Source organism: Amycolatopsis sp. NPDC102389, assembly GCF_044765885.1.
GTDB lineage: Bacteria > Actinomycetota > Actinomycetes > Mycobacteriales > Pseudonocardiaceae > Amycolatopsis.
Genome location: NZ_JBIWKX010000024.1, coordinates 74,188 through 90,703, shown reverse-complemented (window position 1 = coordinate 90,703; position 16,516 = coordinate 74,188). Strand labels below are relative to the sequence as shown.

Annotated in this window: 17 protein-coding genes; 7 read left to right on the top strand and 10 right to left on the bottom strand. The window is 67.6% G+C overall.

The window, feature by feature from the left end; all coding sequences use genetic code 11:
* Positions 1–37 precede the first annotated feature (37 nt).
* The 3 genes from ACIRGA_RS21420 to ACIRGA_RS21410 all read right to left on the bottom strand — a co-directional run bounded on the left by ACIRGA_RS21420 (position 38) and on the right by ACIRGA_RS21410 (position 3,641).
* Positions 38–553, bottom strand: coding sequence for a lytic polysaccharide monooxygenase auxiliary activity family 9 protein (locus ACIRGA_RS21420; protein WP_400943454.1), 516 nt, complete (start codon positions 551–553; stop codon positions 38–40).
* A gap of 212 nt (positions 554–765) precedes the next feature.
* Positions 766–3,378: a CHAT domain-containing protein gene (locus ACIRGA_RS21415; protein WP_400943451.1), complete on the bottom strand. Its 2,613-nt coding sequence runs from the start codon at positions 3,376–3,378 to the stop codon at positions 766–768.
* Positions 3,379–3,467: 89 nt separating this feature from the next.
* Positions 3,468–3,641, bottom strand: a complete 174-nt coding sequence (locus ACIRGA_RS21410) for a hypothetical protein (RefSeq protein WP_400943448.1) — start codon at positions 3,639–3,641, stop codon at positions 3,468–3,470.
* Positions 3,642–4,008: 367 nt separating this feature from the next.
* Here ACIRGA_RS21410 and ACIRGA_RS21405 point away from each other — a divergent pair, with 367 nt between their 5' ends.
* The gene (locus ACIRGA_RS21405; RefSeq protein ID WP_400943445.1) at positions 4,009–4,620 is read left to right on the top strand and encodes a hypothetical protein; all 612 of its coding nucleotides are present in this window, start codon (positions 4,009–4,011) and stop codon (positions 4,618–4,620) included.
* On the top strand, positions 4,559–4,972 hold the full coding sequence (locus ACIRGA_RS21400) for a hypothetical protein (RefSeq protein WP_400943442.1): 414 nt from the start codon (positions 4,559–4,561) through the stop codon (positions 4,970–4,972). Before ACIRGA_RS21405 ends, ACIRGA_RS21400 begins: the two co-directional genes overlap by 62 nt.
* A 57-nt stretch (positions 4,973–5,029) precedes the next feature.
* Here the strand turns inward: ACIRGA_RS21400 and ACIRGA_RS21395 are convergent, their stop codons facing one another.
* The gene (locus tag ACIRGA_RS21395; RefSeq protein WP_400943439.1) at positions 5,030–5,488 is read right to left on the bottom strand and encodes a hypothetical protein; all 459 of its coding nucleotides are present in this window, start codon (positions 5,486–5,488) and stop codon (positions 5,030–5,032) included.
* Positions 5,489–5,644: 156 nt separating this feature from the next.
* Between ACIRGA_RS21395 and ACIRGA_RS21390 the strand changes: the two genes are divergently transcribed.
* Together ACIRGA_RS21390 and ACIRGA_RS21385 are read left to right on the top strand one after the other, a co-directional pair.
* The gene (locus ACIRGA_RS21390) at positions 5,645–6,541 is read left to right on the top strand and encodes an ABC transporter ATP-binding protein (protein WP_400943436.1); all 897 of its coding nucleotides are present in this window, start codon (positions 5,645–5,647) and stop codon (positions 6,539–6,541) included.
* Complete coding sequence (locus ACIRGA_RS21385) at positions 6,531–7,355, top strand: ABC transporter permease (protein WP_400943433.1); 825 nt, start codon at positions 6,531–6,533, stop codon at positions 7,353–7,355. The genes ACIRGA_RS21390 and ACIRGA_RS21385 overlap by 11 nt, the downstream gene beginning before the upstream one ends.
* Before the next feature lie 60 nt (positions 7,356–7,415).
* Here ACIRGA_RS21385 and ACIRGA_RS21380 read toward each other — a convergent pair whose 3' ends face one another.
* The 3 genes from ACIRGA_RS21380 to ACIRGA_RS21370 all read right to left on the bottom strand — a co-directional run bounded on the left by ACIRGA_RS21380 (position 7,416) and on the right by ACIRGA_RS21370 (position 9,483).
* Entirely contained in the window at positions 7,416–8,273 is an 858-nt protein-coding gene (locus ACIRGA_RS21380) for an aldo/keto reductase family oxidoreductase (RefSeq protein WP_400943430.1), read from the bottom strand.
* Positions 8,274–8,359: 86 nt separating this feature from the next.
* Entirely contained in the window at positions 8,360–9,034 is a 675-nt protein-coding gene (locus ACIRGA_RS21375; protein ID WP_400943427.1) for a TetR family transcriptional regulator, read from the bottom strand.
* 29 nt (positions 9,035–9,063) lie between these two features.
* Positions 9,064–9,483, bottom strand: coding sequence for a PGPGW domain-containing protein (locus ACIRGA_RS21370; RefSeq protein WP_400943424.1), 420 nt, complete (start codon positions 9,481–9,483; stop codon positions 9,064–9,066).
* Positions 9,484–9,626: 143 nt separating this feature from the next.
* Between ACIRGA_RS21370 and ACIRGA_RS21365 the strand changes: the two genes are divergently transcribed.
* Positions 9,627–9,968 (top strand): YciI family protein, encoded by a 342-nt coding sequence (locus tag ACIRGA_RS21365; protein ID WP_400943421.1) that lies wholly within the window; start codon positions 9,627–9,629, stop codon positions 9,966–9,968.
* Between the two features lie 117 nt (positions 9,969–10,085).
* Here ACIRGA_RS21365 and ACIRGA_RS21360 read toward each other — a convergent pair whose 3' ends face one another.
* Positions 10,086–10,673 carry an FMN reductase gene (locus ACIRGA_RS21360; RefSeq protein ID WP_400943418.1) on the bottom strand — a complete coding sequence of 196 codons (588 nt, stop codon included), beginning with the start codon at positions 10,671–10,673 and terminating at the stop codon, positions 10,086–10,088.
* Positions 10,670–11,746, bottom strand: coding sequence for an LLM class flavin-dependent oxidoreductase (locus ACIRGA_RS21355; protein WP_400943415.1), 1,077 nt, complete (start codon positions 11,744–11,746; stop codon positions 10,670–10,672). Before ACIRGA_RS21355 ends, ACIRGA_RS21360 begins: the two co-directional genes overlap by 4 nt.
* Before the next feature lie 135 nt (positions 11,747–11,881).
* Here ACIRGA_RS21355 and ACIRGA_RS21350 point away from each other — a divergent pair, with 135 nt between their 5' ends.
* Entirely contained in the window at positions 11,882–13,306 is a 1,425-nt protein-coding gene (locus ACIRGA_RS21350) for a glycoside hydrolase family 76 protein (protein ID WP_400943412.1), read from the top strand.
* On the opposite strand, the gene ACIRGA_RS21345 is transcribed toward ACIRGA_RS21350, so the two are convergent.
* Entirely contained in the window at positions 13,290–14,183 is an 894-nt protein-coding gene (locus ACIRGA_RS21345; protein ID WP_400943409.1) for a hypothetical protein, read from the bottom strand. The two genes, ACIRGA_RS21350 and ACIRGA_RS21345, sit on opposite strands and share 17 nt — an antisense overlap.
* A gap of 278 nt (positions 14,184–14,461) precedes the next feature.
* Here ACIRGA_RS21345 and ACIRGA_RS21340 point away from each other — a divergent pair, with 278 nt between their 5' ends.
* Positions 14,462–16,513, top strand: coding sequence for a type IIA DNA topoisomerase subunit B (locus ACIRGA_RS21340; RefSeq protein ID WP_400943406.1), 2,052 nt, complete (start codon positions 14,462–14,464; stop codon positions 16,511–16,513).
* The last annotated feature ends 3 nt before the right edge of the window (positions 16,514–16,516 follow it).

Genomic DNA, 16,516 nt, shown 5'->3' with positions numbered 1-16,516 from the left:
CGGCCGGAGCCGTCATCACCGCTCACGCACGCCGCCCTTAGCTGATGTTGGCGTCGATACAGGCGTAGAACGCGTTCGCCGTGTCGTAGACGTTCCAGCGGGCGAGGATCTTGTGCCGCCCGCTCTGCTGCAGGTTCACGCTGTGGGTGACCGTGGCGCCCGGCTGCGCGCCGTTGTCGTTGATGCTGGCGACCTTGGCGCCGTCGACGAAGTACTCCCAGGTGCTGGTGCGGTGTCGAGCCGTCAGCGTCCACCGGAACGTGGTGGTACGGCCGAGGGAATGCACCTGCCAGCCCTTGCTGTCATCGTTGAGGTCCGCGAAACGGCCGACACCGCCGTTGCAGCTCATGAGACCCTTGGGGCCTTCGACACTTTGCGGCTCCCATTTGATGGAGCCACAGGAAACGGTGTTCTGGGCGCATTGCGCCTGCCTGCTCGCAGGCGAGGAAACGTAGCCGTGCGCGCTGGCGGTGCCCGCCGGGATCGCGACCAGTGCCGCCGGCACCATCGCCGCACCTGCCGCCAGGGTCAAAAGCCGTCGTTTGAAGCTCATGCCTACCCCTTTTCCCATCTCTACACCCACCGCGGACTCGAGATTCCTGGGCCACAGCGAGCGAAATACCAATGAAGGTCGGGACACATCCGCCGAAGCGCCGAGCAGGCGAATGTGGTCTAGACCATAATTGGTTCAGACGACTCGGTCAAGAGTAACCAACCGGGCACTTGGAGTCGTGAAGATCGAACAGGGATTGTCAAGCCGGGCGCTCAGCCCGCACCCAAACAGACGAACGGTCGCCGGAACGGATCAACGGCGACGGTGTCCGCCAAGGCCGTCGCCGGCCCGGCCCCACCCGCGAGGCCGCGGTGGTAATCGTCCATCGCGGCCGCCGCGGCCTCGTCACCGACTCGGCTCAACGGCGCGATCACCGTCCGCGAACCGCTCGCGAGCAACGCGCTGGCGAAACCGAGGACCTCGTCGCCGGGACGGATCCGGTTCAGCGCCAGTTCGCACGCCGCGAAGACGACCTGTGACGGCGGCTGCGCGAGACCGGCCATCTCGTGCGCGAAGAGCGCGCCATCGGCCAGTTCCAGCCGGGAGAACAAGGCGTTCTCGGGTTCGTGCGCGCCGTGCGCGGCGATATGCGCGAGCTTCGCCCCGTCCAGTGCGCGCAAAACGGAGGACACGGTCGCCTCGGGGCCGGCCAGCGTATGCGCCGTCCGGTAATGCGTCGCGAGTTTCTCCAGCTCACCCCTGGTCCCGACGAGGCCGGGGCCACTGACGAGGACCACCTTCCGCGCGCGCGACACCGCCGAGCGCTCCGCGCCCAGCCACGCCGTCGCGGACGGAGCGACGACGATCGGCCGCGACCTCAGTGCCGGCAACACTCCCCAGGGGACGGCGAACAACGGGCCGGTCGGCACGACGACCAGGCCGCGGTCCCCGAGCAGCGTTTCCAGCGGCCGGATCAGCTGGGCGTCCAGCCGTTCTGCCTGTTTCCGCGCCGACCCGAGCACCGACCGGACCAGGGGCTCCGGCAAGCGATCCGGCGCGAGGGCGTCGAGATCGACGTTCAGCATCCGCGCCGACTCCGCCGCCCGCTCGGCCGAACCGAGCCGCACCAGTTCGCATTGCCCGCTGACGACGACCATCGCCACCAGGTCGTCCCCTGACGACGCGAGACTCACCAGCGCGCGTTCGCCCAGTTCTCCGGCGACCTCCGCGAGCCGCGCGACCGGCCGCGGCCTGCCCCAGCGCCCCGTATGCCACCCGAGCCGATGCGCCTCGCGCAACCGCTCACTGTGTTTCGCGCGCAAGGCCGCCGTCGAATGCCCCTCGTGCTGCGCCTGATGGATCGCCTGATCGAGCCCCCGGACCTCGCCGACCCGCTCGGCGAGCTCCGGATCGCCCGTCACGACCGGCTCGTACCGGTAACTCTGCGCGCGGGTCCGCTCCGTCCAGCCGAACAACCGGGCCGCGTCGGCCCGCTCCAGCACGATCTTGACCGCCAGATCCGCCAGCTCCCTGCCGTGCAGCGCCGTACCGGACACCAGCTCGATGCCGCCCATCCGGTCGCGGACGCGGTCGAGTTCGGTGAGCCCTACCCGGATCTCCGCCAGCGCCTTGGTCTTGTCCCCCTCGGCGATCGCGAGTTCCGCACGGCAAAGCCTGCGCAACATCCGATAATCGACGGAAGTCAGCCGCCCGGGCCGCGGAATCCGCGCGAGCAGTTCGGCGGCGCGTTTGTGTTTTCCCTTCCGCAGCTCGACCCGGACGGCCAGCATCCGCGCCAGCGCGGCCTGATCGGCGAGGCGCGGCATCGGCATCCCGTTCGCCGCACGCAGCGCGCGCGACGTCAGGGTTGGCGGTATTTCGTTGGTGCGCAAGGCTTCCTGCACGTCGGCACGCAGGCCGACGATGGTCGCGTTGGCGACACAGGTCTGGCAGCCCCAGCGGAGCATTCTGCGGCGTGCGGACGCGGCGTAGGAGCGGGCGAGTTCGAGATCGTCGCTCATCAGCGCGGCGGAAGCACGGAACAGCTCCACGTCGGCGAGATCGCGGCTGATACTGGTCTGCTCGTGCATCACCATCAGCACGTCGTCGAGGTGACCCGCGGCCTCTTCCGCCAGTCCCGCGGCGAGCAGCGCCTTTCCTTGCTCGAGACGCAGGAGCGGATGGATCTCGACGTCGAGCGCCCGGTAGATCCGTTCACTTTCTTCGTAGAGCCGAAGTGCGATGGGGACGTTCCCGATCCGCAGCTCGAGCGAGCCGAGAGGCCGCCGCGCATCCGCCGCCTGCTGCCGCAGTTCGTACTTTTCCGCGATGTCCATCGCCCGCGCCAGGTCCTCGCGAGCGCGGCCGACATCGCCCAACCGCGTATACGCGAGCCCACGGGTGATCATCGTGCCCAGGAACGGGCCGAGCAAGGGGACCGGGTCGGCCGCCGAAGCGAGCACGAATTCCTTGTGCTCGATCGAGTCGTCGAAGTAAGCGATGCCTTCTTCATTTCTGCCCACCGCCATGAGCATGAGCCCGTAATTGTGGTCAATGGCGCCGCTCAGCTCCGCACGCAGCTTCGGATCGCCGATCCCGTCGAGCAGCGACCGCACCTCGTCGAGTTCGGCGAGACCGGCCGCGACCTCACCCCCTGTCTCCACCCCCAGTGCGACGAGCGAATTCGTGAGCCGGATACGAGCGGACGACCATTCCCACCGGGCGGGCTCATCGTCCGGGTCGACCGAGTCGAGCACCGACATGCCGCGGTGGAGGAGCTTCAGCCCCTCACGCGGCCGCCCCGAGCAGACCGCGTCGACCCCCGCCCGCTGCAGGGCACGCGCCTTGTCGATGGCCTCGGCCACCCCGAGTTCTGTTACGATCACTGATCTATGACAGCACAACCGGTAGCCGAAAGACCGCCGCCCGTCAGGGAATACCCCAACGAGCGGCCGTAGTCTTCCGGCTCACGCGATCAAGACGTCGGAGGCGGGGTCTGGATGCAGCCACCCGAGCATGCGAGCAGTTTGTCGCGGTAGTGCTCGCAGTCCGGGCTGTGCTCGTGCTGCGGCAGGTCGGGCTTGGGCTGAGCCGGGTCGACCGGCTCCTCCTCGCCGATGGGGTCCTTGACATCCGTAGGCGTCGACATTTTGACGATCTCCTCCCCTGATGATCTTTCTTTGTCTTACCAAGCGGCCCCATTACGGCGACCCCTCTGTTCGCAGGCCCTCTTCCTGCGAACGGGGCAATAGTGCCACAACGGAGCAGTGATCGGGAGTTTTTACCTACACTGAGTCATCGGCGGCACCCAAAAGGGGGACGCTTGGTTAGCGAGCCTCACGACCTGCGCCATCCGGCCGTATCGCCCGCCGCGCCGACGGCGAATTGAGATCATTCCACTGCGCCATCCGGCCTAAGATCCAAAACTTCTTGTGACACAAGGGTTTCCGGCCAGAAAAGCAGGGGAACTCGCCGCCTGTCGGGGGTTGACCGGCGAATATCCGGAGGAGATAACGATGCCCACGTGGTTGGTCATCATCATCGTCATCGCCGCGATCCTGGTGGTGGGAGCGGCCGCCTGGTTCGTCATCGAAGGACGACGCAGGCGGCGATTGCGCGAAACGTTCGGGCCCGAATACGACCGGGCCGTCGAGGAACACGAAACTCCGCGGGAAGCCGAACGTGAGCTTTCGTCGCGGGTGAAACGACATTCGGATCTCGACATCCGGCCGTTGCCGGCGACCACAAAGGACCGGTACGCGCAGGAATGGGCGCTGATCCAGGAACAGTTCGTCGATCGCCCGTCCGGTGCCGTCGTCGAGGCGGACCGGGTGCTGGTCTCCTTGATGGCCGAGCGCGGCTACCCGACCGAAGGGTATGACCAGCAGCTCGCGGATCTGTCCGTCCGGCACGCGAACGCGTTGCGGCACTACCGCGCCGGGCACGACACCTTGGTACGCCACCGGGAATCCGAAATGTCCACAGAGGACATGCGGGAAGCGATGAAGCACTACCGCGAAGTGTTCGAAGATCTGTTGACCGATGCCGGCGAAGGAGCGGAAAGCCATGGAAAGCAGGCCCCCGGAAACCGAGGGAACGGAACGGCTCGACGAGGATCGGATCACTGACGGCGACACCAGGCAGGCGTTGAGCACCGAGGACCTGGTGGCCACCGATTCCGGTCGCGCCACCGAAGACGACGCGCAGACGTTGTTCGAAAATGATGACGTCGCCAGGTTCCGCGACAGCTGGCAAGACATCCAGACTGCCTTTGTGGACGATCCGCGACGAGCGGTCAAGGAGGCCGACGAACTCGTCGCGGTGGTGATCCAGAACCTGGCCACGACCTTCGCGGACCACAAGAAGGAGCTGGAATCCGCCTGGAGCCAGGGCGAACCGGCCACCGCGGAAGCCACTGAGGACCTGCGGATCGCGCTTCGCCGCTACCGGGCGTTCTTCAATCAGTTGCTGAGCGCGTAGCCAAAGACTCGTGAGTGGTAAGTGTCGTTAGAACGACACTTACCACTCACGAGTCTTTCAGGCGCCGGTGGTCGACCCGGGCCGCACGATCATCAGCACCGTCACCACGGCCCACAGCAGATTGAACATCCCGGTGTACATCGCCACCCGCCCCGCGGTGACCGGCGCCGACGGCGGCTCGGCGTCCAGCGCGGCGAGGATCGCGTTCTGCCCCGGCAGGACCAGCAACGCCAGCACGCCGGCGGCCGCGGCGGTGAGCACGATCGACACGATCACCCACACGTCGCCGAAAACCCGCATGCTGCCCGCCGTCGCCAGCCCGAAGAACGGCACCGCGATCCCGAAGATCGCGTAGACACGGCAGATCCGGTTGAGCGCGCGAAGCACGGACAGCCCGGAACCCGGTTCGGCGAACGCTTTGCGCGCGGCGGCGGGGAACATGCTCGCCGCGACGGTGACCGGGCCGACCGCGATAACGGCCGCGAGCACGTGGAGGATCAAGAGGATTTTCGACACGCCACCGAGCCTATGATCGTCACCGCGACGCCCGGTACCGGTGTTTTCGACAGATGTCGCAGGATTCCGGCCATCCGGCTACGTCGGGCGACGTACACGAAGTGCCGCTCGTGAACGGATGTGACGCGGCCCTCCCGCGGGACACCATTCGTCACCATGAACCTTCCCGTGGACACAGACGAACTCACGAAACGGTACGGCGAGCAGCTCGCCGTCGACCGGATGAAACTGACCGTGCTGCCCGGCGAGATCTACGGATTCCTCGGCCCGAACGGCGCGGGCAAGACGACGACGTTGCGGATGCTGCTGGGGCTCGTCCGGCCGACTTCCGGCAGCGTCCGGCTGTTCGGCCGGCCACCCGGTGATCTGGCCGGGGTCGGCGCGCTGATCGAATCGCCGGGGTTCTACCCGTACCTGTCCGGCGCGGACAATCTCAAGGTGCTCGCCCGTTACAGCGGAACGGATCCGCTCCGCGTCGGCGAGGTGCTCGCGATGGTCGACCTCGCCGATCGCGGCAAGGACCGGTACTCGACGTACTCCCTCGGCATGAAGCAGCGGCTCGGTGTCGCGGCGGCGCTGCTGAAGGACCCGCGGCTGCTGATCCTCGACGAGCCGACCAACGGGCTCGACCCGGCCGGGATGGCCGACATGCGGGTGCTGATCCGCAGGCTCGGCGCCCAGGGCTGCACCGTGCTGCTGTCGAGCCATCTGCTGGGCGAGGTCCAGCAGATCTGCGACCGCGTCGGCGTCGTCTCGCACGGTCGGCTGGTCGCCGAGAACACGGTGGCCGAACTCCGCGGCGGCACGGTGCTGCACATCGAGTCCGACGAGATCGTGCGCGCCGCCGGCCTGGTGCGGCGCTGGATCGGCGAGGAGAACGTGCGCGAGAGCGGGACCGGTCTCGATCTGACCGTCGCCCCGGAACGCGCGTCGTGGCTGAACCGCGAGCTCGTCACGGAAGGGATCGCGGTGCGTGAACTGCACGTCCGCGAACGGGATCTGGAACAGGTCTTCTTCGAGCTCACCGGAGAGGTGGCAGGTCATGTGGGGTAGCTGCGCCGCCGAGCTGGCGAAACTCGTCCGGCGTCCGGCGAACTGGTTCATGCTGGGGATCGCCGTCGTACTCGGCCTGACCTTCACCTACCTGCTTCCGCTCGCGGGCGCGGCGGGTTCGTCGAGCGGGGCACCCGGTACGGATCGCGGGCTGGCCGCGACACTTCCGGCGAATCTGGTCGGCAACTCGATCGGCGGGCTGCCGGTGTTCCTCGGGGCGATCCTGCTCGTGCTCGGCGTGCTGGCCGTCGGCACCGAATACGGCTGGAGCACGTGGAAGACCGTTCTGACACAAGGACCTTCGCGGCTGACCGTCTACAGTGGAAAGTTGTTCGCGCTGGCCGTCGCGTCGCTGACCGTCGTGGTGACGAGCTTCGCGACCGGCGCGGTCACGAGCGCGCTCATCGCCTCTTCGGAAGGCGAGCCGATGAACTGGCCGTCGATCGGCTCACTGCTGACGGGGATCGGCGCGGGCTGGCTGATCGCGATGACCTGGGCGGCACTCGGCGCGGCGCTCGCCATCGCGATGCGCGGGGTCGCGCTGCCGATCGGGCTCGGCCTGGTGTGGCTGCTGGTGGTGCAGAACCTGTTGTTCGGGGTCGCGGCCCCGCTGGTGGACTGGGTCGGCACGCTCCAGCTGGCGCTGCCGGGGGCCAACGCCGGTTCGCTGGCGGCGTCGCTCGGGGCTTCGGGCGCGACGCCGGGAGTCGGGGAACTCGTCGGTGCTTCGCAGGCGACGCTGGTGGTGGCCGGCTACCTGGTGGTCTTCGCCGGTCTCGGCGGCTGGCTGCTGCGGCGCCGGGATGTCCTGTGAAAGTCCGTGAAGGCCTCCTTCCCTACCCTCAAGGTAGTGAAGGAGGCCTTCACGGACCCGCTAGGCGAGGGCGTCGAGGTCCGCCAGGACGTCCGCGGGCAGCTCAAGCTTCGCGGCGGCGACGTTCTCCCGCAGGTGCGCCGTCGAGGAGGTGCCCGGGATCAGCAGGGTGTTCGGCGACCGCTGGAGCAGCCACGCGAGCGCGACCTGCATCGGCGTCGCGTCGACCCGGCGAGCGCAGTCGTCGAGCACGCCGGACTGCAGCGGCGTGAACCCGCCGAGCGGGAAGTACGGCACGAAGGGGATGTTGATGGCCGCGAGGGCGTCGAGGAGCCCGTCGTTGGCGCGGTTCGCGACGTTGTACTCGTTCTGCACGCAGACGACCGGCGCGATGGCGCGCGCTTCCTTGACCTGCTCCGCCGAGACGTGGCTCAGGCCGAGGTGCCGGATCAGGCCCTGCTGCTGAAGCTCGGCGAGGACCTCGAACGGCTCCGTGATCGAGACCGGGATCGGGAAGACGCCGTGCTCCCCCGCGAGCCGCAGGTTGACGACGTCGAGGACGTCGAGGCCGAGGTTGCGCAGATTGTCGTGGACCGCGGAGGTCAGCTCCTCCCGCGAGAGCGCCGACGGCCAGCCCTTGTCCGGAGACCGCTTCGCGCCGACCTTCGTGACGATGTGCAGCTCGTCCGGGTACGGGTGCAGCGCCTCGCGGATCAGCTCGTTGGTCGTGTGCGGACCGTAGAAGTCGCTGGTGTCGATATGGGTCACGCCCAGCTCGACCGCCTCGCGGAGGACGGCGATCGCGGCGTCGCGGTCGCTCGGCGGGCCCCAGATGCCGGGACCGGACAGCTGCATGGCGCCGTAGCCCATCCGGCTCACCGTGAGATCGCCGAGGGTGAGGGTGCCGCCTGGGCTCATGATCGCTCCTTGTGCAAGTGGGTTCCGCTCACTTTATGCAGGGTCCGTCGCCGCGGCGCGTGCGGGAAGGGAGCAAGGGACCTTTGCTACCACTCGGGCCTCTGACCTGCACGAACAGCCAGGCCGACCAGCTGGTTCGCCAGCCCCTCGGTCAATCCGTCGACGAACATGGCGTGGCCGGCGGGCGCTCCGCGTTCGGCCAGGACCGTCGCCACGGCCTCGCCTGGGTTCGCGTAGGGCCACAGTCCCGCGACGAGGATGAAGACGGCCTTCGCGAAATGTCCGGCCGCTTCGGCGTCCAGCGTGACCTGAGCGCGGACGACCTCGGCGAGCCGTTCGGTCCGTTCACCGGCCCGCGTTTTGAACGTCCGGGCGGTCTCCACGGAGATGTTGCGTTCCAGTACGGCGGCCATCGTGCTGATCAGCTCGCACAACAGCCGCTGCCGCGAGATCGACGTCGCGATGACGGCCGCGACTCGCTCGTACCCACGCTTCGTGCCGTCAGGAGCGCCCAGCTCGCCTTCGAGCTCGTCAAGCCACGAGACCCACACCGAGTCGAGGACTTCCAGGAAGATCGCCTCTCGGCTGTCGAAGTACCGCAACACGTTCGACTTCGCCAGGCCTACCCGGTCACTCAATTCCCGCAAGCTGATCCGGGACACGGGCCGCTCGGACAGGAGTTCGCGCGCCACGCCGAGGATCGTCGCCCGCCGGGCCTCGACCTGCTCCGGCCGCCGTGCGCGCTGGAATTCGGGGGCCACGCGGCGCACGGTACCAGACCACCCGGCTGTTATTCGGCGTTCGCGGCCCTCCGCGCTTGCACCCGCTTGTAACTCCAGATCAGCAAAGCGAACAGGATCAGCCCGGAAAGGATCAGGCTCGACCCGGTGCTCCAGCCCGCGAGCGGCAGGCCGGGCACGAGCCTGAACCCCCAAACGATTCCCGCGGCCAGCAGCCCGAGCCCAGCCAGCACCGAACCCGCGATGCGCAGCGGCGACGAAACGCTGTCCTCAGCGGCCTTCATCGCCCTGTCACGGATCGGATCGACGTACTTCTCCACGACGGGGAACTCCGAGGCCAGCACCAGCAGCCCCGCGAGCACCAGCAGCAACCCGGGTCCGGGCAGCACGAGCAGCGCGATGCCGACCGCCAGGAGAATGACGCCCGCGACCAGGATCAGTGCCTGCTTCACGGGTTTTCCGATGCCCACCGTCGTCTCCTCGCCGTCGTCCCTTCCCTCGATTGTGCCGGTCGCGAGGGAAAAGCGCCGGTCCTGGCAGGGTGACACCGACCTGTCTGTTTCGGACGAGACCGTTCGTCGGGGTGATGAACAGTTCAGCCCAAGGAGGACCTATGCGCTACATGTTGCTGATCTGCGGGACTCCGTTCCCCGGCGCCGACGACTGCGACGACCCGCTGGACGAGCGGACCCAGGTATGGGTCGACGAGATGACCGCTCGCGGAGTGCGGCTGTCCGGCAGCAGGCTCCGGTCGGCGGCCACCGCGACCACCGTGCGCCACCGCGACGGCGAACTGCTCGTCTCGGACGGGCCGTTCGCGGAGACGAAGGAACAGATCCTCGGCTACGACCTGATCGAGTGCGCCGATCTCGACGAGGCCATCGAGGTGGCGTCGAAGCATCCGGTCACGAAGTTCGCGACCATCGAGATCCGGCCGATCTGGCCGACCCTCTGAACACGCGTCATCGTGTCACCGGCAGGCTGCCCCCAATGTGGCATTGGGGACGCTCAACGTCTCCAATGCCACATTGGGGGCATCGCGGCCTGCGCAGTGGTAGCAAAGGTCCCTTGCTCACTCCCCCGCGCGCAGCAGCTGCTCGAACGGCACGAACCCGCTGTCCGGAGCCTCGACCGCCCCCTCCGACGAGGACAGCCGGGAGGCGAACTCCCGCCCCGCCCGCGAAGCCCGCGTGTCGAGATCCCCTGGAGACGCCCAGTCCGACGAAGCCGCGTACACCGCTGTCGCGACAGGCTCGGCGCGAAGGTAGGCGAAGAGTGGGCGCAGTGCGAAGTCGAGCACCAGCGAGTGCCGTTCGGTTCCGCCGGTCGCGCCGATCAGCACCGGTTTCCCGTCGAGCGCCTTCTGGTCCAGCACGTCGAAGAACGACTTGAACAGCCCGCTGTACGACGCGGTGAACACCGGCGTCACGGCGATCAGGCCGTCCGCGGCGGTCACCGTGTCGATGGCCGCGCGCAGGGCCGGCGACGGGAATCCGGCCAGCATGTTCTTCGTGACGTCGATGGCCAGGTCGCGGAGTTCGATCACCTCGATCTCCACCTCCGGCAGCGCGGAAGAAACCGCCGCGGCGAGCTTGTCCGCGAGCAGCCGGGTCGAGGACGGCTGACTCAATCCCGCGGTCACCACTGCGATCGTGGTCATACCGTCACCTCCGAACGAAGAGAAGCGTGAGTGGGAGCCTCAGGCACGTGCGCCGGGCGAAGCGAGTCGAGTTCCTTGCGCAGCACCGGAATCACGTGCTCGCCGAGCAGGTCGAGCTGTTCCAGCACGGTCTTGAGCGGCAGTCCGGCGTGGTCCATCAGGAACAGCTGACGCTGGTAGTCGCCGAAGTGCTCGCGGAAGGTCAGCGTCTTGTCGATCACCTCTTGCGGACTGCCGACGGTCAGCGGCGTCTGCTCGGTGAACTCCTCCAGCGACGGTCCGTGCCCGTACACCGGCGCGTTGTCGAAGTACGGCCGGAACTCCCGCACCGCGTCCTGCGACTTCGGCCGCAGGAACACCTGGCCGCCGAGCCCGACGATCGCCTGATCCGCCTTGCCGTGCCCGTAGTGCTCGTACCGCTCGCGGTACAGGTTGATCAGCGACTGGAAGTGCTCCTTCGGCCAGAAGATGTGGTTCGCGAAGAAACCGTCGCCGTAGTAGGCGGCCTGTTCCGCGATCTCCGGGCTGCGGATCGAACCGTGCCACACGAACGGCGGAACACCGTCGAGCGGCCGCGGGGTGGAGGTGAACTCCTGCAGCGGCGTCCGGAACTTGCCGGACCAGCTGACCACGTCCTCGCGCCACAACCGGTGCAGCAGGTGGTAGTTCTCGATCGCCAGCGGAATGCCCTGGCGGATGTCCTGCCCGAACCACGGGTACACCGGGCCGGTGTTGCCGCGCCCCATCATCAGGTCGACGCGGCCGTCGGCGAGGTGCTGCAGCATCGCGAAGTCCTCGGCGATCTTCACCGGGTCGTTCGTGGTGATCAGCGTGGTCGAGGTGGAAAGAATGATCTTCGACGTCTGCGCGGCGATGTAGCCGAGCATCGTCGTCGGCGAAGAAGGCACGAAGGGCGGGTTGTGGTGCTCGCCGGTCGCGAAGACGTCGAGGCCGACTTCTTCGGCCTTGAGCGCGATCCGCACCATCGCCTTGATCCGCTCGTATTCGCTGGGCGCCTCCCCGGTGGTCGGGTCGGTCGTCACATCGCCCACCGTGAAGATTCCGAACTGCATGACCTGCTCCCTGGGCCGGGGTTACGTTGCTTGAGCGTTCAACCTCACGCGCGCAAGAAGTATTCCAGACCATCGGCGCGAGCTGAAAGGGTGACTTGATCGGCCCGGAAAGTGACCGCCCCCACACTCGAATCCATGTGGCTCACCTCCCTGCTTGTGACAACGTTGACATTCGCTCTCACGCCGGCCACCACCACTCCCGGACCCACCGTCTCGGCGACGATCTGCGCCAAGTACTGCGACAGCCGCGACCCCGCCTTGGCCGTCGGCGAAAGAAGACCCGGCACGACGACCGTCTGGGGCCGGGGCATCACGCTTCACCTCTCCGACGGGGACGACATGGGCTGGGGCAGCATCGCCAACGGCGACCCCGGCGACGAAGTCTGGCTCGACCGCTCCTTCGACGGCGGCCGTACCTGGTCCGGGGACAGCCGGATCGGCGACACCAGGATCCCGTCCGGCCAACGCGGCTGGCGGACCCTCATGTTCAACGTCGACGACCCCGCCACCCACCGCTTCGGCGCCCTGCGCGCCTGCGGAAAGGCGAGCAACCGGCCGGAAATCGCCTGCACGCCGTGGTTCCGCACCACGGTCGCCGCGAACGGCCGCACCGAAGCCGCCGCCACCGCGCTCATGCAGTTCTACGACAACGGCACCGGACTCTGGCAGACCACGGGCTGGTGGAACTCGGCGAACGCGCTCACCGCGATCCTCGACTACAGCACCAGAACCGGCTCGCAGAACTACCGCTACGCCATCGCCAACACCTTCGACCGCAACCGCGGCGGCAACTTCACGAACGAATACATCGACGACACCGGCTGGTGGGCGCTCGCCTGGATCCGCGCCTACGACCTGACCAAGGATCGCCGCTACCTCGACACCGCCGTCATCGCGGCGGAATACATGTACTCCTACCGCGACGGGACCTGCGGCGGCGGACTCTGGTGGTCGACGGCCAAGACGTACAAGAACGCCGTCACCAACGAGCTGTACGTCAAAGTGGCAGCATCACTGCACAATCGGCTCCCCGGCGACACACGGCAGCTCGGGCGGGCACGCGAAGTCTGGGACTGGTTCCGCGCGAGCGGCATGATCAACGGGAACGCTCTGGTCAACGACGGCCTGAACTCCTCCTGCGCCAACAACGGGCAGGCCGTCTGGAGTTACAACCAGGGCATCGTCCTCGGCGCGCTGGTCGAACTGAACCGAGCGACCGGTGACGCCGCCCTGCTCACCACAGCGCGGCGACTCGCGGACGCCTCCACCACGACGTCACTGCTGCACTCGAACGGCATCCTGCGCGACCCGTGCGAATCCGGCGACTGCGGTGCCGACGGGCCGTCGTTCAAGGGCGCGTACGCCAGGGGACTCGGCGAGCTGGACCGGGCCCTGTCCGGCAGGCCGTACCGCGCTTACCTGACGCGCCAAGCGAACTCGACGATCGCGAACAACCGCACGTCGCTCGATCAGCACGGCCTGCGCTGGGCGGGACCGGCCGACAAGATCGACGCCGCCCGTCAGCACAGCGCGCTGGACGTCCTCACGGCAGCACTCTGAACAGCGGATCCGGAACGTGCAGCCAGGCGCGGACCTCGGTCTCCTTCTCGTGCACGAGCACCTGCCGGTAGCTCATCGTGTCGAGACCGGGGCCGCCCTGGTCCTGGACGTCCTCGTGGAACCGATCCGAGACGAGCACCACCACGGGTGACTCGGCCGGCACTTCGGCGAGCGCGTCCCGCAGCACCCTCGAATCGAGCAGCCGGGCGAGCAGCACCTTCGGCCGTCCCGTCACGCCGTACTCGTCGAGCGCGATCTCGCCGGCGTGGATCGCGACCCGCACCCGGATCCGCAGGCCGGGAGCCGCGCCGACGTTGTACCGGGCCAGTTCGGCGGCCAGCCGGGAAAGGAGCGGGTACACCAGCCGGAACTTCGGGAAATGCGGCGGGACCACGACGATCATGCCGTCCCCGGTGTCGCGTTTCAGGCAGACGTCCCAGGCGATCCCACTGGCCTCGAAGGCGTCGGCCAGCACGCCGAAGAGCATCCGCCGGACCTGGACGAAGATCTCGCTGCTGCGCCCGACCTGACCGAATCCGGCGATGTCGATCGAGAACAACCCGCAGTGCATGCCGGACTCGACCCAAACCGTCGGCGGCGGATAGAGGATCTTCTTCCGCAACAGGGCGAGGTGGACGCAGGACACGGTGACGAAGAGGATCGTGCCGAAGAACCACAGGTAGCCGAACGCGATCTCGGTGTCGTTCCCCTCCCCTGACCGCGCGAGCGCGTAGAGCATCGTGCCGGACACCACGGCGTAGGCCAGGGCGTACAGCCAAACGATCGCCCGGCGCAGCCGCAAGGCGGCGTGCACGAAGGCCAGTGGGGAGAGCATGCCGAGTGACAAGGCGACCACCACGAAATACCAAAGACTCACGACGCGTCGTACGATCGAGACGCGCGTGGGACCGAGTCCGACGGTCACCTTCTTCCCCCCGTCACCCTGTGACACCGGGAACGATAACGCCTCATCCAAGCCCGGAGGAAGTCGCTTTCCCCAGCCGTGACCCGCCCATCGGGACAGGGTGATGCGCCACACCCGGGGCTCGGGAGAACGAAGCTGTCGGAGGGGGCGGATATCCTCCAGTACGGTGTCGCGTTGAACACCACCTCCACGAGCTAGTTCGCGAGCCACGACTCCAGGAGAAGTACCCAGTGACTGCTGAGACCCTGTACGGGGCCGACGACCTGACGCATCTCGAGGGTCTGGAAGCGGTCCGCAAGCGCCCCGGCATGTACATCGGCTCCACCGACAGCCGCGGCATCAACCACCTGTTCTCCGAGGTCGTGGACAACTCGACCGACGAGGGGGTGGCGGGCCACGCCACGAAGATCGTGGTCACCCTGCACGCCGACGGCAGTGTCCAGGTCGACGACGACGGCCGCGGCATCCCCACTGGCACGCACGCCAAATCCGGTTTGTCCGGTGTCGAGCTGGTGCTGACGAGGCTGCACGCCGGCGGCAAGTTCGGCGGCTCGGGCTACAAGACCTCCGGTGGCCTGCACGGCGTCGGCGCTTCGGCGGTGAACGCGCTGTCGCACCGCTTCGACGTCACGGTGAAGCAGAACGGCAAGGTCCACCAGATGTCGTTCGCGCACGGCGTCCCCGGCGTGTTCGACGGCCCCGGCCCGAAGGCGAAGTTCACCCGCAAGTCCGGGCTGAACGTCACCGGGAAGATGAAGCGCGGCGAGCGCTCGGGCACGTCGATCCGGTACTGGTACGACTCGCGCTACTTCGAGAGCGGCGCCGCGCTCGACGTCGAGGGCGTCCGCGCGAAGATGCGCAACACCGCGTTCCTGGTCCCCGGCGTGACGTACGTGCTGCGCACCGCCGTCGACGACGCGATCAGCGAAGAGACCTTCCACTTCCCCAACGGCCTCGCCGACATGGTCGACTTCCTCGCCCCGGACAGCGAGAAACCCGTCTGCGGCACGCTGATCATCAACGGCGAGGGCACGTACAAGGAGAACGCGGCCGACGCCAGCGGGGTCATGCAGTCCAATGTGGTGCGTCACGCGGAGATCGAGGTCGCGCTGCGCTGGGGCACCGGCTACGAGCGCACGGTGGAGTGCTTCACCAACACCATCCGCAACGTGCACGGCGGCACACATCGCCGCGGTTTCGACCGCGCGGTGCTGAAAGCCTTGCAGGACGCCATTTCCAAAACCCGAGGGCTGCTCAAGCCCAAGGAGGACATGCCGACCGTCGAGGACGTGCTCGAAGGCATGACGGCGGTCGTCCACGTCCGGCTGCCGGAGCCGCAGTTCACCTCGCAGACCAAGGACGAGCTGTCCACGGCCGGGATCACCCGCGTCATCCAGGGCGTCGTCGACAAGCACATCCGCTCCTGGACCGAAGAGCGCAAGACCAAGTCCGAGGCGAAGATCGTGCTGCAGAAGGTGGTCGACGCGGCACGCGTCCGGCTCACCCAGAAGCAGCAGAAGGACGCCGCCCGGCGCAAGACCGCGCTCGAAGGCGCGGCGATGCCGCCGAAGCTGGTCGACTGCCGCACCACCGGTGTCGCCCGCAGTGAGCTGTTCCTCGTCGAGGGTGACAGCGCGCTCGGTTCGGCGCGGATGGCGCGTGTCTCGGAGTACCAAGCGCTGCTTCCCTTGCGCGGCAAGATCCTCAACGTCCAGAAGGCGTCGCTCGGCGACACCTTGAAGAACGCCGAGATCGCCTCGATCGTGCAGGTGCTCGGCGCGGGCAGCGGCCGCACGTTCGACCTGTCGACCATGCGCTACGGCCGGGTGATCCTGATGGCCGACGCGGACGTCGACGGTTCGCATATCCGGACGCTGCTGATCACGCTGTTCGCCAAGTACATGCGGCCGGTGATCGAGGACGGCAGGCTGTACGCCGCCATGCCGCCGCTGCACAAACTGGTCACCAAGGGCCGCAACCCGGAAACCCATTTCACCTTCACCCAGAAGGAGATGGAGACCAAGTTCGCGGAGCTGGAGCGGGCGGGCAAGCAGATCGTCACGCCGGTGCCGCGGTTCAAGGGTCTCGGCGAGATGGACGCCGACGAGCTGTGGGACACCACGATGAACCCCGCCACCCGCTCGGTCCGCCGCATCACCCTCGACGACGTCGAAGCCGCGGAGAACGCGCTCGAACTGTTGATGGGCGAGAAGGTCGAGCCGCGCCGCAACTGGCTGGTCGAATCCTCCGACCGCGTCGACCGCGACGCCATCGACGCCTGATTT